Source organism: Nitrospirota bacterium (genome assembly GCA_020846775.1).
GTDB lineage: Bacteria > Nitrospirota > 9FT-COMBO-42-15 > HDB-SIOI813 > HDB-SIOI813 > RBG-16-43-11.
Genome location: JADLDG010000050.1, coordinates 1 through 24579, shown reverse-complemented (window position 1 = coordinate 24579; position 24579 = coordinate 1). Strand labels below are relative to the sequence as shown.

The following is a 24579-nucleotide window of genomic DNA, read 5'->3' as shown; positions in this document are numbered from 1 at the left end:
CTGTTAGTCTCAGTTTTTCGGTTTACCTGTTAAACTAAATCAGGGTTATTATTATTTATATATTCTCATTGGTCTTCAATGACATTAAACTCTCAAACACAAGAGGCTTTGTTTGTGCCCCAGGATAATCGGGACAGGAAAAAAATTTACCTGTTACTTGCCGCCGTAACACTTCTCGGGCTGTTATTTCGCATTTATTATTTGTGGGAGGTATCCGGATATTCCGACTTTCAGTTGCCAGCTGCCGGACTCGATGCAGGCATGTATCACAATCTTGCCAAACAGGTTGCGGCTGGAAACCTGCTGCTGGGAAAAGACGTATATTTCTTTTCTCCCCTCTATGCGTATTTTCTCGGCGGGCTTTATTTCCTGTTCGGGGACAGCTTCTGGGTTGCGAGAATAGCCAATGTCATTTTGGGTACGGCTACCATCGCTCTTATCTACATCTCGACATACCGGTTCTTTCTCTCCAATGCTATAGCTTTAACGGCCGCACTGGGCGTTGCCATCTATGGACCTTTCCTAGTATATAATACAAGCGGGCTCAAGACCTCACTTAATCTTTTTTTGAGCGCCCTGTTACTACTTTTACTGGCAGACCTTGAGCGCGTAAAACGTAATGTCTATTTCCTTCTGCCGGGCGTCATACTTGGTCTTGTATTCAGCATCAGGGGACAGATCTTTCTGTTTTTTGCCGGCATATGCGCGTGGTTGCTGTTGATTGATTCATCTCAGGCTAAATGGTACCCGTTGAGTCGTTTCAGCAGGGTCATTTTTCTTGTATCGGGTTTTGTAATTTCAATCGCACCTTTTGCAGCCAGAAATTATTTTGTGGCAAATGATTTCGTTCTGACGTCAAGCGTAAGCGGGATACATTTATATATCGGTAATCATGAAGGAGCAAGCGGAAGGTACAGCGGGGTCAGGGGCGTGAGAAGCACCCCGGTTGGGCACTTCTATGACGCCAGGACTGTTGCAGAGCGCGAAACCGGTAAATCTCTTTCTGCTTCGCAGGTATCATCCTACTGGAAGTCAAAGGCCCTCGATTTCATAAAGAAAAATCCGGGGGCGTTCATCGGGCTCCTCTGGAAGAAGACCGTTTTTCTTCTGAACACTTATGAAAGTCCAAATAATCTTAACTACCAGTACCTGGTGAAGCGATCGTCATTCCTTTCTTTTTTCCCGGGCTATGGATTACTCCTTCCTCTTGGATTATGCGGAATGTTTTTAGCCTTCATGGATTATCGGAGATTATTTCCCCTGTATCTTTTCTTCATCACAAATGCTGTAGCGATTGTCCTTGCATTTATCAACGGGCGTTACCGGCTGCCCCTGACTATTGTCCTATTCCCCTTTGCAGGATTTTTTGTCATCAAAATGGCAGCGTGGATAAGAAACAGAAGGCTGTCATATTTAATCTCAGGAATAGTTCTGTTTATATTATTTATTTTTATCGCACAGGAACCATCTGTTAAGAAAAAATATCTAAACGAAGATATAAAAAAGACTGAGGAGCGAGTGAAGATTGTAGAGAGGGAAAAAGCGATCCTTGATGAGATATCGTCAAGACATGACGCATCCGAAGAAGAGAAGAGTCGCATGCTGGCAGATTTGGCCGAGGTCAAGTACAGGCAAGCAGAGTTTGAATCAGCAATTGAAATAGCACAACAGTCACTTTCACTGAACCCTTCCCAGCCGCTTTTATGGCACAGGCTTGCTTTTATGTATAACTATCTTGGCAATGATGAGAAGGCACAGGAGGCAAGGAAAAGGGCTGGAATAAATCCGGTTAATGATTACCGTCTGAGAAATTTGCCATAGTTTTCAATGTTCCGCCACTGCGGATGATCTCCTGCACGGTTAATGAATTTTTGTATAATCCGCAGGCTTATTTTGGACCAGTCCGTCGGGGTTGACCATGTGTGGCGCTCTCTTGCAATCTCATCAAGCACCGTCATCGGGTTCTTCCCAAGCTCCCGGGATATATAGAAGGCAGGATCGAAGAGGTCGGTTTGTTCAGTTATGACCCCTTCAGCCAACGCAGTTTTTTCTATCGGGGTATTTTCATAAATTCTGATACCCATCAGGGCGAACACAGCATTTGGCGCTGCACAGGAATCTATAAAACTTTGCGTCTCCCGGATATCATCAATACACTCCCCCGGGCCGCCGAAGAGGAGGTGCAGGGCAAAGGGGAGACCGGCATCCGAGGCTGACTTAAGGCTATTTCTGATGTCCGGCTGGGTAAAGGGTTTGCCCATTTTCTTCAGCATCTTACCGGTTGCGACATCAAGACCAAACTCGATACCCACGCATCCGGCCTCTGTCATTGCACGTGCCAATTCAGAGTCAAAGCCGACCGGATTGCAGTAAGCCATCCATTTTATTGATAGCTTCCGTTTCGCCAGTTCTTTACAAATAGAAAGGGCATGTTCCCTCGGCGTGTTGAATACACTGTCTGTAAAGTAGAAGTTTGTTGCAGTTTTTACACGCGACATGGCCGCAATTTCGTTAGCTATATTTTCAGGCGACCGAAGCCGGTACGCTGTCCCTTCAAGAACTGGATATACACAATAAATACATTTAAATGCACAGCCCCGTTTAGTCTGTACGCTGACAAATCCACCCCTTCGGAGATATTGCATGTAGGAGCATTTGTCGTGGCTGGCGGAATATATACCGTCCAGGTCAGAAACGGAAGAGGGCATCATCTTCCTCATTGCGTCATTATGATTGTCATTGTTGGTCAGGACGCCGGCAATCCCCGATGTTGATTCATTAGATTCAATGGCATTTAAAAGACTGACAAAGGCAATCTCTCCATCACCCACAACTCCGTAGTGAACCTTTAGTCTTTTTAACCAGCCGTCAGGCATGATAGAGAAACCGCTACCGCCAAGTATTACAGGTGCATCCGTCTGTTTCAGTGCACACTCCACCATCTCTCTTGCAATCGTAAAATAACTCTTCCGGGTTGAGGAAATGCAATCGTCCAGGTTGCGGATGCTGAAACCAATGGCTTTGTAATCACAGGACTTTATTAGATCTTTAAGCGAGCTGACAGGATCTTTGACAAACATCATGTCGAGAAAGTCAACTTGATGGCCTGCCCGTTCTGCTGCAGAGCAGACGCAGAGTGCGCCTACAGGCGCTACAGGGAAGGGGGACTTTTCACGGTTTGTTGATACAATAAGGATCTTCAAATAATTTCAAGTAGATAATTCAGGTTATATAAACAAAAAGAAGACATAAAGTCAATCAGTTCTTTGTTGAATTATTAAAATAAGTTGCAATGCAGCTGCATGATTTGCTAACATCTATAATAGCGTCAAGTAAAGGAGGTGAGAGATGATATATAGTTGTTCTATTGGGATCATCTGAGCATCCGGGCTATGATGGCTGTCTTTACAACTCAATGTAGTCTTCAAAAAGGGAGTTTAAAAAATGAAAAAAAATTTAATAGTTCTCTTTTTATTATCATTGTTTTGCATAGTCTTATCAACTGATTCATTTGCAGAGTCTCCATCACAGGAATTATTTACCTCATATAACCTGTGGTTTGAAAAACCTGATTCATTGTGGAGCATTAATTACCAAAAGGGTGAAATAATCCCTGCAGGCACGAAGATTAACTCAGTGAACTTGAAGAGAAACAAAGTTGTCTTTACGACATCTGATAATTCTACTGAATATGTTATTAACTTTACTCCAAAATACCATCCCGGTATTACCCTTGAACAGTTCAGGGACAGGCTCTTTACAAACAAGACATTTGATCAGCTTGTTCGCGGTTTTTCAAAAAAAGAAATCGAGGGTATCAGGAGTGGTCAAATCGTGCCTGGAATGAGCAAGAAAGCCGTTTTAGTTGCATATGGATATCCACCGGAACATGTTACCGGTTCATTAGATATGAATTTATGGACATACTGGAGCAACAGGTTTAAAAAGACAGCCGTCAATTTTGATAAAAGTGGTCACACTACCGGCAATTAAGGCGCTGCAGACGATAGTAAGCGATTATCTGTTTACGATTGCCCTTGAAGTCTGGACATGGAAATGACATGACTCAGCAAAGACTCCGCCTTAAATATGAAATAATATTGAAGTTACTATAATGAAGATTGCACTTATTATTCCGAGGAACGGATTGGAAAATGAACCAAGTTTTTACGACTTGAAGTTTGTATCTTCTTTTCTGTTTTCGAGGAAATATTTTTCCTATCTGTTGGCAATACCAACACTTGTATCTCTTACCCCGCGCGGACATGAGATCCGAGTATTTGATGAGAATATCGAAGATATTGACTTTAACTGGGATGCGGATCTGGTAGGGATTAGTGTTCGGACTATGTTCGCGATGAGGGCGTATGACATAGCTGATAATTTCAGGAAAAGGGGTGTGAAGACAGTGCTTGGCGGGATCCATCCATCCTTTTGTCCTGATGAGGCATTGGAACATTCTGACTCAGTTGTGGTTGGGGAGGCTGAGGATATCTGGACGGTACTCCTGGAAGATGTCCGGAACCGTAGACTCAGGAAGATATATAAGGCAGAAGGATATGCCAGTATGAAATCTTCTTCAGGCGCTGTAAGATCTCCGATGTCTCAAACACGTTATCTGGCGGATATCGTGCAAACCACAAAGGGGTGCCCATTCACCTGTGAATTCTGTTCAGTCTATGCCTTTGACGGCCAGACTATCAGAAACAGACCAATTGACGTAGTTATAAAGGAGATTCGGGATATTCAGTGTCCGGAGTCACAATCAAAGAAAAGATCAATCTTCTTTGCTGACGACAATATCATTGCCAATAAGAAATATGCAGTTGAATTATTCAAGGCGCTTAAACCATACAGGCTAAACTGGTCATGCCAGGCATCAATCAATATATCTAAAGAAGACGATATCCTGAGATTAATGAAAGACAGCGGGTGCGGTTCAATCCTGGTTGGTCTGGAGTCGGTATCAGAACAAAATCTTACACGTATGAACAAGAGGCTGAACCTGCGCTACAACTACCTTGAGGCGATTCAGAAGATACAATCCTATGGCATACTCGTTCATGCTTCTTTTATATTGGGTAGCGACTTTGATGATCTATCAGCATTTGATGAACTCATCTATTTTATCAAAGAGGCAAAGCTTCTAATGCCCCTTATCAATATCCTCACTCCATTCCCCGGGACAGAGCTCCACAAGCGAATGGATGAAGAAGGACGAATATTACACAAAGACTGGAGCAAATACGACGCCAGACATGTTGTTTTTAAACCTGCCCTGATGAGCCCGGAAGAGCTGGAAGAAGGTTATAAGAGAGTCATCAGGGAGGTCTACTCATTTGAAAGTATTTACCGCAACCTTCAATATTACTGGGGGATAGATTTCTGGAGGCATTCCAATGAGGTGGATCCTATCAGACTCAAATTCCGTATGCTTTTTGCGTTAAGATTATTTACCCTGCTTGGCTATAAAAATCGTGATAGAACTAAATTCATAATAAAGATATTACCCAGATTGTTTGACCAGCATGTGCGAATATCAACCGTACTTACCTTAATGGCGTACAACGATTTCGCTTATTCGGTTTAGCGGCGTTGTATATACAGAGTGATTTAATATACTTTCAGTGTCCCCTCTAATCCTTTGCGTATGATCATTACGGCAATTGCAGCCAGGAAGAGAGATACCACCTTTGATGCCGCCCTTGCGCCTCCCTCGCCGAGAAATGATATGATCCTTCCGGAGAAAGAGAAAATAAGCCATATAATTACTATATTTACGATTAGTGAAAACAACGTCATCGGTATGCCGAATATGTCGCTCAACATTATAATTGTTGTGAGTGAGGCCGGCCCGGCGATAAGCGGTGTCCCTATAGGGACTGTGCCGACAGATAGCTGCGGCCGCCGGCTCCTTTGTTCGGAAAAGACGATGTCTGTTATGGCAATAATCAACAGTATGAGACCTCCGGCTATTTGAAAGTCTGAGATAGTTATTCCAAGTATTATGAAGACACCCTTACCAATTAGTAAAAATAATATTGTTAATACCGATGCCGTAATTATGGATTCACGCAATATTCTGCTCCTTGCTGAAGCCTCCATTTCTTCGGTCAGGGACATATATATGGGCAGTACACCTATTGCATCAAAGGCTACAAACAATGGGATGAAGGTCATAACGAAATTGGAAAACATGGAATATAACAACCCCGGTAAATGTGAAATAAACTCCTGTCCAATGTTACAACAGTGCACTAAGCTATTCAAGCTAAAAAAACAGGAATAAAAAAAAAGGGATATTCTTATTGAGAAAATCAATTGGACAATGAAGTAAGTTATTGCTATGATACCGACCTGAAATGTTTCAAGCCATTATACTTGGATTAATTCAGGGGCTTACGGAGTTCCTTCCTGTCAGCAGTACTGCCCACCTTATATTAGCACCCTGGATTCTTGGTTGGGATGATCCCGGACTTGCATTTGATGTTGTGCTGCACCTTGGGACCCTGACGGGCATAATTGCATTCTTCTGGAAGGATTTCTACAATATATTACTGGGGATGATGTCCGGTATTGTATTTAGGAAGTCGTATTCCGGAACAGATGGCAGGTTAGGGTGGTATATTATCATAGGCACCATCCCGGCAGGAGTGGCAGGCCTTTTATACAAGGACAAGATAGAGACGGTTTTAAGAAATCCCCGTGTTATCGGCATCTCTCTTATCCTGTTCGGTTTAATACTCTTGTGGGCAGAGGTGGTCGGAAGGAAGAAGCGGAGGATGGATCATCTGAATATCGTTGATGCCATTGTTATAGGTTGCGCTCAGGCCATAGCGCTGATTCCGGGAGTATCCCGTTCAGGCATAACTATAACAGCAGGACTTTTCAGAAACCTGGAAAGGGCAGCTGCAGCGAGGTTTGCCTTTTTGCTGAGTACACCCATTATTATGGCAGGCGGCTTGCTGAGTTCTATGGATGTATATAAGGAAGGGTTACCGCAGGAGATGTACATGACGTTCGCAGCAGGATTTGCTGCCTCTGCCATATCTGGTTTTCTGGCTATAAAATATATGCTTGTGTTTCTGAGCAGGCAGAAGGTGAATATATTCGTTTATTACAGGATTGTCCTGGGCATACTGATATTATTAATCCTGTAAGTTCTTGTTTGAAAAACCGGTCATTAAGGCAGGGCGTTACCTGGTGCCGGGAAATCTGAGACCGGCCGCGTAAACTGAGCCGCACCTGGAGCACCAGGCAACCGTAGCTGGTTGTTCATCAAAAGTTGTATCACCCTCAATATCTCTCTGAGTAAAAGTGATATACGCACCTATCCCAACCTTGAGCGGTTTGTGTATATATATACCAACTCCGCCTTTACTGATATTGGCAATATAGACCTCATGTGACTTTCTGTCACCCTCAACCTTGAGGCAGCCCATACCCATGATTGTCAGCCGTCTGTTTTTTCTTCTGCTTTTCATCCGAAGCTCCCCTTTCAAATCCCCCCCATCCCCCCTTTACTAAAGTGGGGAATTCTGAGTCCCCCTTTATCAAAGGGGGATATAGGGGGATTTTTATTTACCCGGATACAATCTCTGTTCCTATCCCTTTTTTAGTGAATATCTCAAGGAGGATCGAATGATTTATCCTCCCGTCTATTATGTGTGTCTTTTTGACTCCGCCATCAAGCGCCTCTAAACAGGCCCTCACCTTTGGAAGCATACCGGATGTAATTACGCCGCTTTTTATCAGGCTGAGGACCTGTTTTCGGGTAAGTGTTGAGATAAGCCTGCCGTCCTTGCCAAGTATCCCTTTAACATCGGTCAAGAAGATGAGTTTTTCAGCCTTCAAGGTCGCCGCTATAGCGCCTGCCGCTGTGTCTGCATTAATATTATAGGTCTTGCCTTTATGGTCCACACCTATCGGGGCAATAACCGGTATGAACCTGTTCTGTTCGAGAGAGCGTATAATATTGGGAGAGATTGATTCAACCTCCCCGACAAGTCCACGATCAATACCGGCACCTTTTCTTGGTCTTCTCAGTTTTCTTGCACGTATCAATCCTGCGTCTATTCCGGTAAGTCCGACGGCATTTCCTCCATGCTGATTTATCCTGTTAACCAGTTCCTTATTGATCTTTCCGCCAAGGACCATTTCGACAATGTCCATGGTTTCACCGTCTGTTATCCTGATTCCCTCAATGAATACCGGTTTTTTCCCCATCTTATCCATGACCTCACTTATTTGAGGCCCTCCGCCATGGACAACCACGGGACTCATCCCGATGTATTTTGTAAGCACCACGTCTTCGGCGAACATCTCCTTGAGTTTTTCGTCAATCATGGCATTACCGCCAAATTTAAAGACTATTGTCTTGCCTGACAGATTACGGATATATGGAAGTGCTTCTACGAGTAATTGGGCTTTTTCTATATTTCGCTGCAATTCAGTGTGACCTCAATGTTGATTACAATATGTATTTGCTTAAATCCTGGTCCTTTATAATTTCTGTCAGTCGTTCCTTAACATATGCTGAATCAATGTTATAACTTTTCCCGCTTAGTTCCGGTGCATTAAATGATATGTCGTCAAGCAGTTTTTCCATAATTGTAAACAGTCTCCTTGCCCCTATGTTCTCCATCCGTTCATTTACGGACACAGCTGTAGAGGCTATTTCCATGATTGCATCTTCTGTGAATTTTATATCAATTCCCTCGGTCTCAAGCATCGCAGTGTATTGCTTTAACAATGCATTCCTGGGTTCTGTCAGTATCCTGATAAAATCTCCTTCTTTAAGTGAATCGAGTTCAACCCTGATAGGGAAGCGTCCCTGTAGTTCAGGGATGAGATCAGAAGGTTTTGAAACATGAAATGCGCCGGCTGCGATAAACAGGATATGGTCAGTCCTTACAGGCCCGTACTTTGTAGTAACAGTAGTACCCTCAACTATTGGCAGGAGGTCTCTCTGAACTCCTTCACGGGACACATCAGGCCCATGGCTCTTCTCCCTGCTCGCAATCTTGTCAATCTCGTCCAGGAATACAATGCCTGATTGTTCAACCCTTGTAATAGACTCTTTATAGACATCGTCCATATCAATGAGCTTCTGGACCTCTTCATCCGCAAGTATATTAATTGCATCCTTAACCTTGACCTTCCTTTTTTTATTTTTCCCGGGAAAGATTCCGCTAAGCATATCCTTCAGGTTCATCTCAAGGTCTTCCATTCCTATATTGGATATGACGCCTACAGGCATTACCTTCTCCTTGACATCAAGCTCGACCTGCCGGTCATCAAGCTTCCCCTCTTTTAATTGAGCTCGAAGCTTTTCCCTTGTTTCAGTAGGTCTTGGCTCTGTGGCCGCCGTATCATGCGAAGGCCGTGGAGGAGGGGCTGGCAGGAGCAGATCAAGGAGGCGCTCTTCTGCCTGGTGCATCCCCTTTTCCCTGACTATATGCGTACGTTCTTCTTTTAACATGTTGATGGATAACTGGGTCAGGTCACGTACTATAGACTCGACGTCCCGTCCAATATAGCCAACTTCTGTAAATTTGGATGCCTCAACCTTTATGAATGGCGCCTGTGACAACTTTGCAAGCCGCCGCGATATCTCGGTCTTGCCTACCCCTGTAGGACCGATCATTATTATATTCTTTGGCGAGACCTCATCGCGAAGGTCTTCGGAGAGCTGCTGCCTTCTCCACCGTGTCCTTAGGGCAATGGCAACCGCATGTTTGGCCGCTGTCTGACCTATTACATATTTATCAAGTTCTGCTACTACTTCTTTTGGAGTAAAATTGTTCATTCAGAATCCCCTGCTTATTTTCTCTTTTATATTTTCAAAGTTCTTCTATTAATATCTCACTATTTGTATAGATACATATACCTGCAGTTATCTTCATTGCCTCTTCGGCAATTTCTCTGGCACTCATATCTGTGTGTTTGATCAATGCCCTTGCAGCTGATATTGCATAGGGCCCGCCGGAACCTATGGCCACAAGGCCGTCTTCCGGTTCGATTATATCACCGGTACCGGAGATAATTAAAGAGGCGCTTCTGTCAGCCACTGCTATAAGGGCTTCAAGTTTTCTCAATATCCGGTCAGTCCTCCAGTCCTTGGCAAGTTCAACTGCTGCCCGCGTAAGATTACCATGATACTGTTCAAGTTTTGCTTCAAATTTTTCAAACAGGGTAAGGGCATCTGCTGCCCCTCCGGCAAAGCCTGATAAAATTGTGCCATTATACATCCTTCTTATTTTTTTTGCATTATGTTTCATGACTGTGTTGCCTAAGGTTACCTGCCCATCACCTGCAATTGCAACCTGATTATTACGTCGTACGCATAAAATCGTAGTGCTCTTGAACATCAAAACCTCCTTTTAACTCATTGCTCAATGCCTCTTATTTCTTCCCCCGTGGGTGGGCATTATCATATACCTCCATCAGCTTATCCATGCTTATATGAGTATATCTTTGAGTCGTTGATAGATTAGCATGACCCAGCATCTCCTGAACAGAGCGGAGGTCTGCGCCGCCTTCAAGCAGGTGAGTTGCAAATGAATGCCGCAGGGAATGAGGCGTTATATCCCAAAGCCCGCTGAGTTTCTTGTATTTCTCCACGATCCTGTGGACACTTCTTGTTGTTATTCTGTGGCCATATTTATTCAGAAACAGGGGGTAGCCTTTTTCACTGGAAAAACTCTCCGACGGGGTTAGAAAACCCCGTCTATCGCCGATAGGCGGGACATTCCTGTCCCGACTATTAACATTGTCCTTTGTGAAGCAGTGGCTCATGGACGTTTCATTTGAAGTTGCCTTAATTGTCAACCGAGAGTCTGCGAGGTATTCCTTAATTGACTCAACCGCCTTATTCCCGACAGGCACAATCCGCTCCTTCCTCCCCTTACCTCGGACCTTTATCAGTCCATCAGATAAATTCAGGTCATCGAGGTTTATGGCCACAATCTCTCCGATCCTGAGCCCTGCTGAGTAAAATGTCTCGAGTATAGCCCTGTCTCTTACTGACATGCGGTCGTTTCCGGAAGGTGAACCGAGCAATCTCACTGCCTCATCTACTGATAAAAACCTTGGCAGTGTTGTGCCTCGCTTGGGAGTTGATACTATCTTCCCGGGATTATTAACCAGATTCCCTTCCCTGCACATGTAATTAAGAAAGGTCCTTATGGCTGAGATCTTTCTTGCAACAGACGATTTAGATAGTCCCTTATCATAAAGAGAGGAGAGAAATCCCCTGATTGTTATATGATCAATCTTACGGAGGTCCTCAATTATCAGTGAATCTTTTTTTAATTTAGTTGTTAAATATTCAAAAAACTGAGACAGGTCTGAGTAGTAGTTTCTGATTGTATGTGATGACAGATTCCTCTCTAAGGAAATGTGGCGGATAAATCCATCTATTATCAGAATGTCGGATCTCAAAATTTTAACTGCTTTTTCCATTTCTCAATGTCTTTGAGTGACCTCTCGCCCATTTTAATCCTGTTTTGCACCTTGTCTCTAAACTTCTTTTGCAATGGTGGAATTAGTCCCCAGTTTATATTCATTGGTTGAAATGCTGATGGACCTTCTACTGTTACATGTTGAAGCAGGGCTCCAATTCCTGTAGTTGCCGGAGGAGGGATGAACTCCTCTCCCCTGAGATGCATGACGGAAGATAACCCTGCAAGTAGACCCATGGCCGTTGCCTCAGTATAACCCTCCACACCGATTAATTGTCCCGTTAGATAAATATTTTCTCTCTTCTTAAGTCTTAGTGATGTATCGAGAAGGCGGGGAGAATTAATATAGGTATTTCTGTGCAGACTGCCATAACGAAGGAACTCGGCGTTTTCAAGGCCAGGTATCATCCTGATAACCTTTTTCTGCTCAGGCCACTTGAGTCTTGTCTGAAAACCAACCATGTTATATGCCTGTCCGTATTTGTCCTCCTGACGAAGCTGGACTACTGCATAAGGCTCTTTATCGTTCCTTGGGTCTTTAAGACCGACAGGTTTCATAGGGCCGAACAGAAGGGTCTCCCTTCCACGTTCTGCGATTGCCTCTACAGGCATGCATGCCTCAAAATAAGGCGTCTTTTCAAATGGCCTTGCTGTGGTCTTATCTGCTGAAATAAGGGCCTGATAAAACTGTTCATACTCTTCTATGTTCAAAGGGCAATTGATGTAATCATTGCCGCTCCTGTTATATCTTGAAGCCCTGAATGCAATCTCGTTGTTTATGCTGTCACTGCTTATAATCGGTGAGATGGCGTCATGAAAATATATGAAAGCCTCTTCAATGATCCCTGCCAGCGCACTTGTCATTTTCTCGGAAGTAAGCGGCCCGGTTGCAATTATTGCAGGGATTTCAAATGATGGCATTGAGACCTCTTCCCTGATAATCTTTATGTTGGGATGAGTTGCTATGTGTTCAGTCACCATCTTTGAAAAGGCTGAGCGGTCTACGGCAAGTGCAGAGCCGGCAGGCACCCTGTTTTTTTCTGCAATGACCAGGATAATGGAGTTGAGCATCCGAAGCTCTTCCTTGAGCAGGCCATGGGAGTTGGATACATCACTGGATTTAAGCGAGTTGCTGCAGACAAGTTCTGCAAGGTCTCCGGTTTTGTGGGCTTCGGTCATTTTACCCGGACGCATCTCGTAAAGAAGGACCTTAATACCTCGTTCTGCAGCCTGCCAGGCTGCTTCAGAGCCGGCGAGTCCGCCGCCGATTATAACGAGTTCTGGTTTCATCTGAAAATCCCCGTTCAAATCCCCCTCCTTCGACAAGCTCAGGACAAGCTTTACCCCCCTTTTCTAAAGGGGGGTACCTGATTTCCCCCTTTGAAAAAGGGGGATTAAGGGGGATTTTTATTGTCCTTTGTAAGCCAGGACTCATGATTGTTCATTATTCCTTGTATCCGCACTCTTTTTTTATACAACTTATGCTGCTGCTGCCGCGGGCAAACTTCTCGGCCATAAATGGCGCTCCGCACTGCGGGCATGGCTTAGTAACAGGTTTGTCCCACATGGCAAATGTGCAGGTCGGGTATTTTGTGCATGAGTAGAAGACCTTCCCACGCTTGCTGCGCTTTTCCGTTAACTCACCCCCGCATCCTTCCTGAGGACATGCAATACCGGTTGTTATAGGTTTGGTTGTTTTACATTCAGGATATTTTGAGCAGGCAAAAAATCTTCCGAATCGTCCGCTCTTAATAACCATAGGGGATCCGCATTGCGGACAATTTTCACCTGTTGTCTCTTCCTTCATGGCCTCAATAGTGCCATCTTCGCTCCGTTTAAAATTCATTGTGTTTTTGCACTCCGGATAACCGGAGCAGGCGAGGAAGTATCCCAGTTTGCCCCATTTAATAACCATCTCTTTTCCGCACTTTTCGCACTTCATATCAGTAGGAGTCTCTTCTCCCTTTACATTGCGCATCTCTTTTCTTGCCTTTTCAAGATGCTGGTCAAAGGGACGATAAAAGTCTCCAACTGCCTGACGCCATTCATACCGGCCTTCTTCTATCTCATCAAGTTCGTCCTCCATCTTAGCCGTGAACATAACGTCTATTAGCTCAGGGAAATGTTCCACCAGCATGTCATTGACCAGGACCCCGAGTTCAGTAGGGTGAAATTTGCCTTCTTTTTTCTCTACATATTTGCGGTCCTGTATTGTAGAGAGGATAGCCGCATATGTGCTTGGCCTGCCTATCCCTTTTTCTTCAAGCTCTTTTATAAGGGTTGCCTCTGTATAGCGTGAAGGAGGCTGAGTAAAATGCTGTTTTGGTTCAATGCCAAGAAAGTGCAACAGCTCCCCCTTCGTAACTGAGGGAAGGACGTCCTCCTCCTCTCCTTCTACGGCCTTAGCAGCATCGTCAAGCCCTTCTTCGTAGAGTTTCATGAATCCCGGGAATTTGATGATGGCCCCTGTTGCACGAAGGAGATATTCGCCTGCCGTAATGTCTATGGTCGTCGTGTCAAGTAGCGCCGGGCTCATCTGGCATGCCACGAATCTGTTCCATATGAGCTTGTAGAGGTTATAACTGTCTTTATCAACATATTCCTTTATCTCTTCCGGTGAACGAAGCACTGATGTCGGCCTGACTGCCTCGTGGGCATCCTGGATCCCCTTCTTATTCTTAAATTCTATACCCTTAGAAGGGATATACTCACTGCCAAAGTTTGTTTTTATATAATTTCTTGCCTCGCTCCGGGCATCATCTGATACACGTACAGAGTCCGTTCTCATGTATGTTATAAGCCCGACAGGGCCTTCTGAACCTATCTCTATCCCCTCATATAATTTCTGGGCAATCATCATTGTCTTTTTAGCTGTAAATCTCAACTTTCTGGCAGCCTCCTGCTGGAGCTTGCTTGTCGTGAATGGCGGCTGAGGATTCTTCTTCCGTTCCTTTTTTTCAATCGTCTTTACTATATATTCGCTGCCTGACAGGACTCCCTTTATTCGTTCAGCCTCCTGCTGGTCAGCTATTTTAATATCTTCGCCGCGGTACTTTATAAGCTTTATTTTAAATGGCGGAGGGATTTTCCCCTCAACTGTTGCTGTAAGAGACCAGTATTCTTCAGATACAAATTGGCTTATCTCTTTCTCAAGGTCGCATATGAGCCGTACAGCTACTGACTGGACCCTACCGGCGCTGAGTCCGCGGCGTACCTTTTCCCATAACAGGGGGCTTAGCTTGTAACCGACGATTCGATCAAGGATACGGCGTGCCTGCTGGGCATTTACCTTATTTGTGTCAATCCTGCCTGGATTATGCAGCGCTTCCTTAATCGCCTTTTCTGTTATTTCATGAAATAGTACACGGTAGATGTTACCGTCTTTATCAGTCAGCTCTTCTGCAATGTGCCATGCTATGGCCTCACCCTCTCTGTCCGGGTCAGGACCGAGGAATACCTTTGAAGCTGCACCTGCTGCCTTTTTGATCTCTGTGAGGATCTTGCCCTTTCCTTTTATGGTTGTATACTGGGGAGTAAAATCATTTTCTATGTCAACCCCCAGTTTACTGGTCGGGAGGTCCCTGACGTGACCGACTGAGGCCATAACATTATACGATTTGCCAAGATACTTCGTAATTGTCTTTGCCTTTGCCGGGGACTCCACGATGATTAGCGGTTTTGCCATTCTGTCTTCTCCTTTTATGGAATACGAACGCCATAAATGTCTTTCTGCGGCGTTAGACTCCTCAGGAAATCCTCAACGTACGTACTTAAGTACGCCTCCGGTTTCCTTCGTCGCCTGCCTTGCGGAAAGCCATTTCTGACGTTCGTATAGTGTCACCCTGGTTAATACGCCTGGATTAATTTCAGCTGTTCAGGGCCGACCTCACATAACAGCTGCCTGGCAACTGTTCTATCCGGCCGTTTAGCTCAAGGTTAAGTAATAGTTGAATAACCCTGCGTGTCTCAATCCCGCTCTCTGTAATAACCTGATTAATATGTTTAGGTTCAAGTGTTAATGTCCTGTATATATTCTTTTCTTCATCTGACATAGAATCAGGTTCGTCAGGCAATATGTTGATACCATGTTTTTGCCGGAGCGTCAACAACTGTTCAAATTCCTCCAGTACATCATTAACACTTGTGACGGCCTTTGCCCCCTGCTTAATAAGATTATTTGCCCCTTTACTTAGAGGTGAATTAATGTTCCCGGGTACAGCAAATATTTCCCGTCCCTGTTCCATTGCAAACCTTGCAGTTATAAGTGAACCGCTTTTCTCTGCCGCCTCTACGACAATAACTCCACGTGAAAGACCGCTTATGATCCTGTTTCTCTGAGGGAAGTGTTTCTTGTCAGGCCTGGTTCCCAGCGGAAACTCTGAGATTATTGCCCCATTTCCGATGATCTCACGCATGAGGCCTGCGTTTTCACGAGGATAGGCTATGTCTGCTCCGCAGCCAAGTACTGCGATACTTCTTCCTCCTGTTTTTAGTGCAGTCCTGTGAGCGGCGCTGTCTATCCCCCTGGCCATTCCGCTGACTACAGTGAACCCGGCAGACGACAATCTTTCGGTAAGCATCTCTGTGACCTTTATACCATAGGGTGAGGGACTCCTCGATCCGACTACAGCCAGTGCATTGGTATCTTCAGGAGTAATGGTTCCATTCATATAGAAATAGAGCGGTGGGTCATAGATGTTTCTTAACCCTGCAGGATAATCCGGGTGATTAAAATGAATCAACTTGATGCCGGCATCATCTATCTTTTTTAACTCATTCTCAATATCTGCTGATGGATGTCTGAACGATTTTATTTCCCATGCTATCGCAGGAGTTATACCTTCCGCTCTGCACAGCTCTTCGAATGAAGATGAGAATACCTGTTCCGGAGAAGAAAATCTCTCTATAAGATTTTTCGAGAGTGCGTATCTGTTTTTTAATATATGTGCAAGCGCCAACCAGGGATAATGTCTGCTCGAAATTACCGAACCTGACTTAGATTGAAATCCCGAAATATATTCAGGATGACAATCCGGTCTTTCATTATCCTTTGTAAGCTTATCGCGCATGCGTGTTTTGTTCATAAATTATAGAGGGTTCAAGGGACCAGGGATTCACATGATCAGGCAATCATGTGAATCAAATATACAGAGGCATTTATTTTATGATTGTAGTAACCTTGCTTCCGGTTCCAAAAGTTTCAGAGCTTCTTGTGACCATGGCGGTGGATGTTTTATCCTGTACAGAAACTACCTGCAGTTCACCAATAACATCATTTCTTTCTTTGATTACATATATAATCGTTCCCGGAGTAATACCATCTGCAGCGCCTTTGTCTATGTATACGATACTGTACTTGGCATTTAATGTTAATCCTTCCCGTGTTTCTATGATATATCCTTGAATCTGTGTTGCAGACCTTCTTATTTCCTGAACCGGATGAGCGGGAATGTACGGTTGTATCTGGTCACCAGTCGAGGCATAGTTGTACGTTCTGATAATCTCTCCTGAGGCATCGTTGCCCTGCACCCTGTTAATCTCAATCACTCCTATGGGAATAAAAAGAAAACCTGCCTTTTTCTTCGTAGCTGGATGGATAACAGGTCCGGATGTCCTGAAGATCGTAAGTTTTTCTCCAACAGATACCTTGTTAGCAAAACCTTTTGCCAGTGAGATGTTAACGCTGTCGCCATCGGCAAAGATAGTCCTGCCTTCTCTTGATCCTGTCAATACTCCATAGCTGTCAATCTTGTTTATGATATACCCGCCGGACTCAATTGTATCGGTTGATATTGCCGGCTTTACAACAGGTGGTGATGCAGGGGCAGGAGACCTTTTGGGTTGTGATTCCACCGAAGGTGTTGAGACATGAGAAGGCTCTTCAGCGGCCGGAATTGCCTCCTGTTCGGGGGTGGTAGCTTCAGATGCCGGAACAGGAGCAGCTTCTGGTCCTCTTTCTGGTTTGGAAAGGATATCAGATGGTATGGACAACTTATCGCCGGGGAAAATAAGATCAGGGTTCCTGATATATTTATTGTTCTCCCAAATATCAGGCCAAAGGAACGGGTCCTTAAGAAATTCCTCTGATATGTCCCAGAGTGTATCGCCTTTTTTTATCGTATAATCGGTCGTATTTCCATCTTGTAATTGTTTTTTACCGGCTGCATCTGAATACTGGCTGAAGCTGTAGGGTGATGCGTTTAAAATCAGAATACCTGTCAGCATGATAATGCTTAGCGATTTTTTTATTTGCATATATCTCCTTTACCTTTAAGTAAAGGGTGTATCAAAGAGAACCACGTTTGTCAATAACATTTTAAATTAAACACCTTAATACATTCGTCATTTTTGTTTCTGCTACAGCGGCCATAAGACTGGTATTATGAGCATTGATATAATAAATACCACTATTGTCAGGGGAAGACCAACCCGGATAAAATCAATAAAACGGTACCTGCCAGTGCCATAGACAAGGACAGCCGCCGGTTCAAAGGGGGTCATAAAAGAGCAAGATGCAGCAATTGTGATCGTCATCACAAAAGTCCTTGGATTAACCCCGAGACCCTGCGCAGTATGAATGGCGATAGGCAGGATAAGGAGTGCCGCAGCTACGTTAGACATTGGCTGTGTCAGTAATACTGTGAGGATAAAGAAACTGCCAAGCAATGCATGAATACCATAACTTGCTGTTGCATCTGTTATAAGGTTTGCAAGAAATTGTGCTGTGCCGGTCTGTTCAACTGCAAGTCCAAGGGATATCATCCCTCCTATTAAAATGAGGATGTGCCAGTTTACTGATTTGTATACCTCCTCTGCATAAAGGCACTTGCTCAGGACCATCAGCGCTGCACCGGTCAGAAAGGAAACCGCTATTGGAACTAAACCGGTTACGCCTGCAATAATGCTCGCAAGAAAGATGATGGTTGCTATTCCTGCCTTCTTTGTCCTGAACCGTTCAGGTGTTACGTCCCCCATTATGATCAGCTTTAATATCTCACCCAGTGCATCTATACGGTCTATTTCCCCCTGAAGTAAGAGGACATCCCCCACACGAAGGGGGATACGGCCGACTTTTTCTCGAAGGCATATACTGTGCCGGTAAAGTGCTATCGCAGACAGGCCATAGGTGTGCCTGAAATTAACATCTTTCAATGTCTTACCCTCAAGGATTGAATCAGGGGCAATTACTGCTTCAGCCATACGCACATCACCTGGTTCCAGGTCTTTGTCAATGTGTTTATACCCTGACTTTATTTCTATCCCATCTGTCTGGCCCGCCCTCGCCAGGTTTTCAATACCACCTACTACGAGAAATGAATCGCCGGATTCTATAGTAAAATGATCTCCCGGGATATAGATATTATTCCCCTTACGGTAGATGCCTACTATTGACAGGTCCTGCATGTTTCCAAAGACACGTTCAGATACCTTTTCACCTACAAGAGGAGAAGATGGCAATATCTTGAGTTCTGAAAGGTATTCACGAATTCCATAGTCTTCAATTACTTCATCTTTGTCTTTGGCAGGCAAAAGAAAGTATCCAAGAGTCATAAAAAAGAGTAATCCACCAAAGAATACAATCAGACCGATAGGGGTTATCTCAAACATTGAAAAAGAGGACATATCGTAGTTAGGCAATGCCCCGGAAACTGCAATATTTGTAGATGTACCTATAAGTGTGCACATCCCTCCCATCATTGACCCGAAGGCCAATGGCATGAGAAGCTTTGATGAATTGATCTTGGCTGCCTTTGCTATACTGACCGTAGAAGGCAACAGTATGGCGACTGCTGCCACATTATTAATAAATGATGATATAATCCCGACAGTTATGAGAAATGTGCAGAAAAGACGTATTGAACTCTGTCCCGACCACTTTAAAATGAAATGAGCTATCTTGTCCGCAACACCACTTTTAACCAGAGCGGTCGTCATGATGAGGACGCTTCCTATCATAACGAGGGCTGAATTGCTGAATCCAGTAAATGCCTGATCAGGCGACAGTAATTTGAAATAAATGAGTGCAAGTACCACAATTACAGAAATGACATCTACAGGCACAATTTCGATTGCAAACAGAACTATGGCAAAGAGTATTATCAAGAGGGTGATTATAATATTCACATCAGGCATGGAAGGCATTATACTTGACAACATCAGCTATTATCAAGTAAATTAGCTTGGAAACTGTTACTCAGACGCAGTCCCTGTATAACGATTTTCTCAAGCAAGAATTAGAATGTTGCAAAAAATTCTCTATCACCGCGATTGTGTTAAAGAGGTTCAGACGCAACTTATGTACCGCGATTTTGCTCAAAGAGAGTCAGGAATTGCTATTGTGCTCAAAAATGACCAGATGCAAGGAAGGGAAGTAAATTTGAGCCGAGGCGTACTGTGTTGTACGTTGAAACTCAAAATTGACCTGCATCGCGATTGTGTTCAAAAATGACCAGGTGCAAGGAAGGAGTAATAATTTGAGCTGAGGGCGTACTGGGTTGTACGTTGAAGCTCAAATTATTACTCCTGACGCCGCACCACCCATTGCATTTGCTTAGCAGCAATGGGTACCCGGCGTTTTTCAACACAATCGCGCGAGAGTGGCGGAACTGGCAGACGCACTGGACTTAGGATCCAGCGGGCAACCATGGGGGTTCAACTCCCCCCTCTCGCACCATAAGAAAGAATGGACTGATTTATTAAACAGGCTTAATAGGCAAAAAACATTAAAATAGAGAGGAAAGAATCGGAGATGAAGATGGATATAGAAGAAGTCTCAAAAGTTAAACGGATAATTAAGATTGAAGTGCCGTCAGATATAGTGTCAAAAGAGTATTCAGAGGCATATGAGAATGTGCGTAAGAATGCAAAGGTGCCCGGGTTCAGAAAGGGTAAGTTGCCGCTGAATGTTATAGAGCGCAGATATAAAGATGACATAGAGTCAGATATAATAAAAAAGCTTGTCCCTGAATACTATTATAAGGCGATTAAAGACAGCGGGCTTACACCGGTTGATATGCCGCAAATAGAGAATGTTGAAGTAAGTAAAGGAAGTCCGCTTAGTTTTACTGCAACGGTCGAGATCAGTCCGAAGATAGAGAGCGTTGATTACGCTGGTGTAGAACTGAAAAAAGAAGACGTAACAGTATCTGATGAAGAAATTGCGGCGGGGATTGAGGAAATAAGGGAGAAGAATGCCCAGTTAGAGGTCTGCGATGAGACGCATGCCATTGTTAAAGGGGATTATCTCCGGGTAGATTATGAAGGGTTTGCCGGAGGAAAGCAGGTTAAAGAACTCAAGAAAGAAGGTGTTGAGTTTCAAACAGGGGCAGAAATGGTGGCGCCTGAGATAGACAGCGGTCTTTTGGGGGCACACCTGGGCGAAGAACAAGAGATTAGAATACCGGAAGGGGATGTAATTTTTAAGGTTAAGATTACAGAGGTAAAGAAGAAGATACTGCCTGAGATAAATGATGACCTTGCCAGGGATACCGGTGAGGGGGAGACTCTTGCCGGACTGATGGAAAAGGTGAAAGAAAGGGTGAAGGAGCGGAAGGAAGATGAACTTAAGGCCAGTTACAAGGGGAGCATTATTAAAAAGCTTATTGAGTTAAATCCTGTGGAAATACCACCATCTCTAATTGAGAAGGAGATGAAGAATTTTCTCGCTCGGACTAAGAAATTCATGGGAAAGAAGGATGCTTTTGAAGCTGATGAGGAAAAGGCCCTCAGAGAGAAATATACCTCGCATGCAGAAGAGCTTGTAAAGAGTGATATATTGATTACTGCGATAGCAGATATTGAGGGTATTAATGCCGCTGAAGAGGATGTAGAGGCAGAGATAAAGAGGATGGCCGCAAGAAGTCAGCAGGATGAGGCATTAATCAAGCGTTATATTACATCCGTAGAAGGCGGTATTGACAATATAAAGGACAAGATTCGGGAGGACAAGGTAATTGCCTTAATTCTTAGTAAAGTCAAATGGGTTTAATGGAGGGTAAATCTATATGTTAGTTCCAATTGTTGTAGAGCAGACGAGCAGGGGAGAGCGGTCTTATGATATCTATTCAAGACTTCTCAAGGACAGGATCATATTTGTCGGATCAGCCATAGACGATCATGTTTCCAATGTAATTATTGCCCAGCTTTTATTCCTGGAGGCAGATGATCCTGATAAGGATATTCATCTGTATATAAACAGCCCGGGCGGTGTTGTTACAGCCGGTTTGGCAATCTATGATACAATGCAATATATAAAACCTGATGTGTCAACGATATGCATAGGGCAGGCATCAAGCATGGGGGCCCTCCTGCTGGCGGCCGGGGCAAACGGCAAAAAATATGCATTGCCGAATGCACGTATTATGATACATCAGCCTATGGGTGGATTTCAGGGGCAGGCTACAGATATTGAAATCCATGCAAAAGAGATATTGAGGATGAAGGCATCACTTAATGATATACTTTCGTTTCACACAGGTCAGCCTATAGACCGCATAAGACAGGATACGGAAAGGGATTTTTTCATGTCTGGTGAAGAGGCAAAGAGCTATGGTATAATCAATGAGGTCTTAAAAGAGAGAGCACCAAAAGGAGCAAATAAATAAATGAGTCAGTCCAAGACAAAAGAAGGTGAGGCGCGTTGTTCTTTCTGCGGAAAGAGCAGGAATGAGGTAAAAAAGATTATAGCAGGCCCGACAGTATTTATCTGTAATGAGTGTGTTGATCTGTGCAATGATATTATCTCGGAGGAGTGGGAAGAGGATAAGGGACAGAAACCGGTAAAGTTACCCAAGCCATCAGAGATTAAAGACATACTTGATAATTATGTTGTAGGCCAGGACCGGGCAAAGAAAATCCTTTCAGTTGCAGTTCATAATCATTATAAGAGGCTTTTCGCTGATGTGCGTATCATGAGCGATGTCGAGCTTCACAAGGGGAACATCCTTCTTATCGGGCCTTCCGGTACAGGCAAGACACTGCTGGCTCAGACTCTTGCAAGGATACTTGATGTTCCTTTCACAATCGCTGATGCAACTACACTTACAGAGGCCGGGTATGTGGGAGAAGATGTAGAGAACATAATCCTTCGGCTGCTTCAGGCATCGGACTATGATGTCGAAAGGGCAGAAAGGGGTATCGTCTACATAGATGAGATAGACAAGATCAGCAGAAAGAGTGAAAATCCTTCTATCACAAGGGATGTATCAGGCGAAGGCGTTCAGCAGGCATTGCTCAAGATAATTGAGGGTACTGTTGCAAGTGTTCCGCCGCAGGGAGGACGTAAACACCCTCAGCAGGAGTTTGTTCAGGTTGATACTACAAATATTCTATTTATATGCGGCGGCACATTCGTAGGACTTGAGAGCACGATACAGAACAGGCTTGGAAAGTCTGCATTGGGATTTGGCGCTGATGTAAAAAGCAAACTGGAAATGAGGGCAGGAGAAATACTTCCACATGTACAGACAGAGGACTTGCTCAAGATTGGCCTGATCCCGGAGTTCATAGGCCGTCTTCCTATTATAGCAACACTGGAAGATTTAGATCTGAATGCATTAGTCAGAGTCCTGACAGAACCGCGCAATGCGATTATACGGCAGTATCAGAAATTGTTTGCCATAGAAAGGGTAACTTTGCGGTTCACAGACAGCGCAGTGAATGCTATTGCCAAAAAGGCCGTTGCACGAAAGACCGGGGCGCGCGGATTACGGGCAATTCTGGAAGAAGTCATGCTTGAGCTGATGTATGATATACCATCGCAGACAGACATCCAGGAATGCATAGTAAATGAGGATGTCATTACCGGACGCGCGAAACCAATCCTTATATATTCAACTGAGCAGAATATAAAATCTGCATAGACGTTCTTTTCCAATATGCAGTTGGTGATGCCTTGCAGAAGGATATAATTCCATGATTCCTCTTATCCCGGTAAAAAAGATCATGAGCAGGGAGATAGTTGCGGTAGAGGCTCACGAGCCTATAATTGCCGCCACGAAAATCATGCGGGAGTTAAAGACCGGGAGCGTCCTCGTCAGAAAAAATAATGATCTCGTAGGTATAGTTACCGATGTGGATATGACCAGGAAGGTTCTGGCAGGTGATCTTGACCCGTATACAACACCTGCAGAAAGTGTGATGAGTGCGCCATTCTACACCATCAGTTCAGATTCCTCGGTAGCTACAGCAAATGAGATGATGACACAATACAACATCAGGCATTTGGTAGTCATTGAAGATGGTTTGCCTGCAGGAGTCATTTCTGCGCGGGATATTTTAGAGCCGGTGTATGAAGAAGAGGGGGGAAGTATACCCTTCTGGCCTAATCATGCCCTTAAGGAAATAGCAGGGGCGTTTCTTATGATTGGCCTGCTCGCTTTTCTTACACTGTTGTCACCCGCACCAATGTTTCCAAAGGCTGATCCGCTTGCTACCCCGGAACATATTAAACCGGAATGGTTCTTTCTTGCCGCTTACCAGCTCCTGAAGGTTGCGGATATACTGAGGTTCTTAGGCGACTGGGCGCCAAAGGCAATAGGAGTGGTTCTTGAGATAGCCTTTGTGTTCCTTCTTTATGCTATCCCTTTTATAGACAGGAATCCTGAGAGGGCTTACAGGAAAAGGCCTGTGGCAATAGCGCTTGGGATATGCTGCACATTGATATTCATCCTGTTTACTGTATGGGGACATATTTCATAATGGATGCCTGTAAATTTACAGGTATTCTCCGCTTTCTATTTGTCTTCATTTCTCTGTTTATCATATTCAGTGATACAGCATATACAAAAACCTTGAATTTGGATGAGCTGATATCAATCGGAAAAGAGGTATATGAAAGAAAAGGTTGTGCCAATTGTCACAAGATAGATGGCGCTGGTGGAGAACTTGGCCCTGATCTGACAAACGAAGGAAATGTAATCTCTCATGATGTTAAATGGCATCTAAGTCATTTTAATGACCCATCATCGGTTGTACCAGGCTCTATAATGCCTAAGATTGACCTCCTTGAGCCGGAGTCAGGGGCATTGGCAGCATACATGATGAGCCTGAAGAGTACAGATTTACCAAAGGATATCGAGCTTTCAATTAAGACTGCTCATGAAAGGCTTGATGAGGC

Annotated in this window: 21 protein-coding genes and 1 tRNA gene; 10 read left to right on the top strand and 12 right to left on the bottom strand. The window is 44.2% G+C overall.

Annotation, left to right across the window (positions count from 1 at the left end):
- The first annotated feature begins 114 nt into the window (after window positions 1-114).
- Complete coding sequence (locus tag IT392_07710; protein ID MCC6544370.1) at window positions 115-1821, top strand: glycosyltransferase family 39 protein; 1707 nt, start codon at window positions 115-117, stop codon at window positions 1819-1821.
- Here IT392_07710 and IT392_07705 read toward each other — a convergent pair.
- Complete coding sequence (locus IT392_07705; GenBank protein ID MCC6544369.1) at window positions 1797-3203, bottom strand: radical SAM protein; 1407 nt, start codon at window positions 3201-3203, stop codon at window positions 1797-1799. The genes IT392_07710 and IT392_07705 overlap by 25 nt on opposite strands.
- A 241-nt stretch (window positions 3204-3444) precedes the next feature.
- Here IT392_07705 and IT392_07700 point away from each other — a divergent pair, with 241 nt between their 5' ends.
- Both IT392_07700 and IT392_07695 read left to right on the top strand, forming a co-directional pair.
- On the top strand, window positions 3445-3993 hold the full coding sequence (locus IT392_07700) for a hypothetical protein (protein ID MCC6544368.1): 549 nt from the start codon (window positions 3445-3447) through the stop codon (window positions 3991-3993).
- Between the two features lie 121 nt (window positions 3994-4114).
- Window positions 4115-5590 carry a B12-binding domain-containing radical SAM protein gene (locus IT392_07695; GenBank protein MCC6544367.1) on the top strand — a complete coding sequence of 492 codons (1476 nt, stop codon included), beginning with the start codon at window positions 4115-4117 and terminating at the stop codon, window positions 5588-5590.
- Window positions 5591-5613: 23 nt separating this feature from the next.
- On the opposite strand, the gene IT392_07690 is transcribed toward IT392_07695, so the two are convergent.
- Entirely contained in the window at window positions 5614-6198 is a 585-nt protein-coding gene (locus IT392_07690; GenBank protein ID MCC6544366.1) for a MarC family protein, read from the bottom strand.
- A 164-nt stretch (window positions 6199-6362) separates the two neighbouring features.
- On the opposite strand from IT392_07690, the gene IT392_07685 reads away from it, so the two are divergent.
- The gene (locus IT392_07685) at window positions 6363-7160 is read left to right on the top strand and encodes an undecaprenyl-diphosphate phosphatase (protein ID MCC6544365.1); all 798 of its coding nucleotides are present in this window, start codon (window positions 6363-6365) and stop codon (window positions 7158-7160) included.
- Between the two features lie 36 nt (window positions 7161-7196).
- Here IT392_07685 and IT392_07680 read toward each other — a convergent pair whose 3' ends face one another.
- The 10 genes from IT392_07680 to IT392_07635 all read right to left on the bottom strand — a co-directional run bounded on the left by IT392_07680 (window position 7197) and on the right by IT392_07635 (window position 19619).
- Window positions 7197-7484 (bottom strand): PilZ domain-containing protein, encoded by a 288-nt coding sequence (locus IT392_07680; protein MCC6544364.1) that lies wholly within the window; start codon window positions 7482-7484, stop codon window positions 7197-7199.
- A 97-nt stretch (window positions 7485-7581) separates the two neighbouring features.
- Window positions 7582-8448: an acetylglutamate kinase gene (gene argB / locus IT392_07675; protein MCC6544363.1), complete on the bottom strand. Its 867-nt coding sequence runs from the start codon at window positions 8446-8448 to the stop codon at window positions 7582-7584.
- A 22-nt stretch (window positions 8449-8470) separates the two neighbouring features.
- Window positions 8471-9808, bottom strand: a complete 1338-nt coding sequence (gene hslU / locus IT392_07670; protein ID MCC6544362.1) for an ATP-dependent protease ATPase subunit HslU — start codon at window positions 9806-9808, stop codon at window positions 8471-8473.
- 34 nt (window positions 9809-9842) lie between these two features.
- Window positions 9843-10370, bottom strand: a complete 528-nt coding sequence (hslV, locus tag IT392_07665; GenBank protein ID MCC6544361.1) for an ATP-dependent protease subunit HslV — start codon at window positions 10368-10370, stop codon at window positions 9843-9845.
- A gap of 34 nt (window positions 10371-10404) precedes the next feature.
- On the bottom strand, window positions 10405-11463 hold the full coding sequence (locus IT392_07660) for a tyrosine recombinase XerC (protein ID MCC6544360.1): 1059 nt from the start codon (window positions 11461-11463) through the stop codon (window positions 10405-10407).
- Window positions 11439-12752 (bottom strand): methylenetetrahydrofolate--tRNA-(uracil(54)-C(5))-methyltransferase (FADH(2)-oxidizing) TrmFO, encoded by a 1314-nt coding sequence (gene trmFO, locus IT392_07655; GenBank protein ID MCC6544359.1) that lies wholly within the window; start codon window positions 12750-12752, stop codon window positions 11439-11441. Before trmFO ends, IT392_07660 begins: the two co-directional genes overlap by 25 nt.
- Window positions 12753-12906: 154 nt before the next feature.
- A complete protein-coding gene (gene topA / locus IT392_07650) occupies window positions 12907-15147 on the bottom strand; it encodes a type I DNA topoisomerase (protein ID MCC6544358.1) in 2241 nt (746 codons plus the stop codon).
- Window positions 15148-15328: 181 nt separating this feature from the next.
- Entirely contained in the window at window positions 15329-16546 is a 1218-nt protein-coding gene (dprA, locus tag IT392_07645; protein MCC6544357.1) for a DNA-protecting protein DprA, read from the bottom strand.
- A gap of 73 nt (window positions 16547-16619) precedes the next feature.
- Complete coding sequence (locus IT392_07640; GenBank protein ID MCC6544356.1) at window positions 16620-17717, bottom strand: LysM peptidoglycan-binding domain-containing protein; 1098 nt, start codon at window positions 17715-17717, stop codon at window positions 16620-16622.
- A gap of 102 nt (window positions 17718-17819) precedes the next feature.
- A complete protein-coding gene (locus tag IT392_07635; GenBank protein MCC6544355.1) occupies window positions 17820-19619 on the bottom strand; it encodes an SLC13 family permease in 1800 nt (599 codons plus the stop codon).
- 434 nt (window positions 19620-20053) lie between these two features.
- Between IT392_07635 and IT392_07630 the strand changes: the two genes are divergently transcribed.
- From IT392_07630 to IT392_07605, 6 genes are all read left to right on the top strand, one after another.
- Window positions 20054-20136 (top strand) — tRNA-Leu (locus IT392_07630).
- Between the two features lie 81 nt (window positions 20137-20217).
- Window positions 20218-21450 carry a trigger factor gene (gene tig, locus IT392_07625; GenBank protein ID MCC6544354.1) on the top strand — a complete coding sequence of 411 codons (1233 nt, stop codon included), beginning with the start codon at window positions 20218-20220 and terminating at the stop codon, window positions 21448-21450.
- Between the two features lie 16 nt (window positions 21451-21466).
- Window positions 21467-22066 carry an ATP-dependent Clp endopeptidase proteolytic subunit ClpP gene (gene clpP / locus IT392_07620; GenBank protein ID MCC6544353.1) on the top strand — a complete coding sequence of 200 codons (600 nt, stop codon included), beginning with the start codon at window positions 21467-21469 and terminating at the stop codon, window positions 22064-22066.
- Entirely contained in the window at window positions 22067-23323 is a 1257-nt protein-coding gene (gene clpX, locus IT392_07615) for an ATP-dependent Clp protease ATP-binding subunit ClpX (GenBank protein MCC6544352.1), read from the top strand.
- A gap of 52 nt (window positions 23324-23375) precedes the next feature.
- Window positions 23376-24161, top strand: coding sequence for a CBS domain-containing protein (locus IT392_07610; protein ID MCC6544351.1), 786 nt, complete (start codon window positions 23376-23378; stop codon window positions 24159-24161).
- Window positions 24161-24579 (top strand): cbb3-type cytochrome c oxidase subunit II (locus IT392_07605; protein ID MCC6544350.1); only part of this gene is annotated, 419 nt, incomplete at its 3' end. The genes IT392_07610 and IT392_07605, both read left to right, overlap by 1 nt.

Excerpts from the sequence above, each read along its gene's own strand:
- IT392_07700 (MCC6544368.1), top strand. The coding sequence starts at position 3,445 with ATGAAAAAAAATTTAATAGTTCTCTTTTTATTATCATTGTTTTGCATA.
- IT392_07695 (MCC6544367.1), top strand. The coding sequence starts at position 4,115 with ATGAAGATTGCACTTATTATTCCGAGGAACGGATTGGAAAATGAACCA.
- IT392_07690 (MCC6544366.1), bottom strand. The coding sequence starts at position 6,198 with ATGTTTTCCAATTTCGTTATGACCTTCATCCCATTGTTTGTAGCCTTT.
- IT392_07685 (MCC6544365.1), top strand. The coding sequence starts at position 6,363 with ATGTTTCAAGCCATTATACTTGGATTAATTCAGGGGCTTACGGAGTTC.
- IT392_07680 (MCC6544364.1), bottom strand. The coding sequence starts at position 7,484 with ATGAAAAGCAGAAGAAAAAACAGACGGCTGACAATCATGGGTATGGGC.
- hslU (MCC6544362.1), bottom strand. The coding sequence starts at position 9,808 with ATGAACAATTTTACTCCAAAAGAAGTAGTAGCAGAACTTGATAAATAT.
- hslV (MCC6544361.1), bottom strand. The coding sequence starts at position 10,370 with ATGTTCAAGAGCACTACGATTTTATGCGTACGACGTAATAATCAGGTT.
- IT392_07660 (MCC6544360.1), bottom strand. The coding sequence starts at position 11,463 with ATGGAAAAAGCAGTTAAAATTTTGAGATCCGACATTCTGATAATAGAT.
- trmFO (MCC6544359.1), bottom strand. The coding sequence starts at position 12,752 with ATGAAACCAGAACTCGTTATAATCGGCGGCGGACTCGCCGGCTCTGAA.
- topA (MCC6544358.1), bottom strand. The coding sequence starts at position 15,147 with ATGGCAAAACCGCTAATCATCGTGGAGTCCCCGGCAAAGGCAAAGACA.
- dprA (MCC6544357.1), bottom strand. The coding sequence starts at position 16,546 with ATGAACAAAACACGCATGCGCGATAAGCTTACAAAGGATAATGAAAGA.
- IT392_07640 (MCC6544356.1), bottom strand. The coding sequence starts at position 17,717 with ATGCAAATAAAAAAATCGCTAAGCATTATCATGCTGACAGGTATTCTG.
- IT392_07635 (MCC6544355.1), bottom strand. The coding sequence starts at position 19,619 with ATGTTGTCAAGTATAATGCCTTCCATGCCTGATGTGAATATTATAATC.
- tig (MCC6544354.1), top strand. The coding sequence starts at position 20,218 with ATGGATATAGAAGAAGTCTCAAAAGTTAAACGGATAATTAAGATTGAA.
- clpP (MCC6544353.1), top strand. The coding sequence starts at position 21,467 with ATGTTAGTTCCAATTGTTGTAGAGCAGACGAGCAGGGGAGAGCGGTCT.
- clpX (MCC6544352.1), top strand. The coding sequence starts at position 22,067 with ATGAGTCAGTCCAAGACAAAAGAAGGTGAGGCGCGTTGTTCTTTCTGC.
- IT392_07610 (MCC6544351.1), top strand. The coding sequence starts at position 23,376 with ATGATTCCTCTTATCCCGGTAAAAAAGATCATGAGCAGGGAGATAGTT.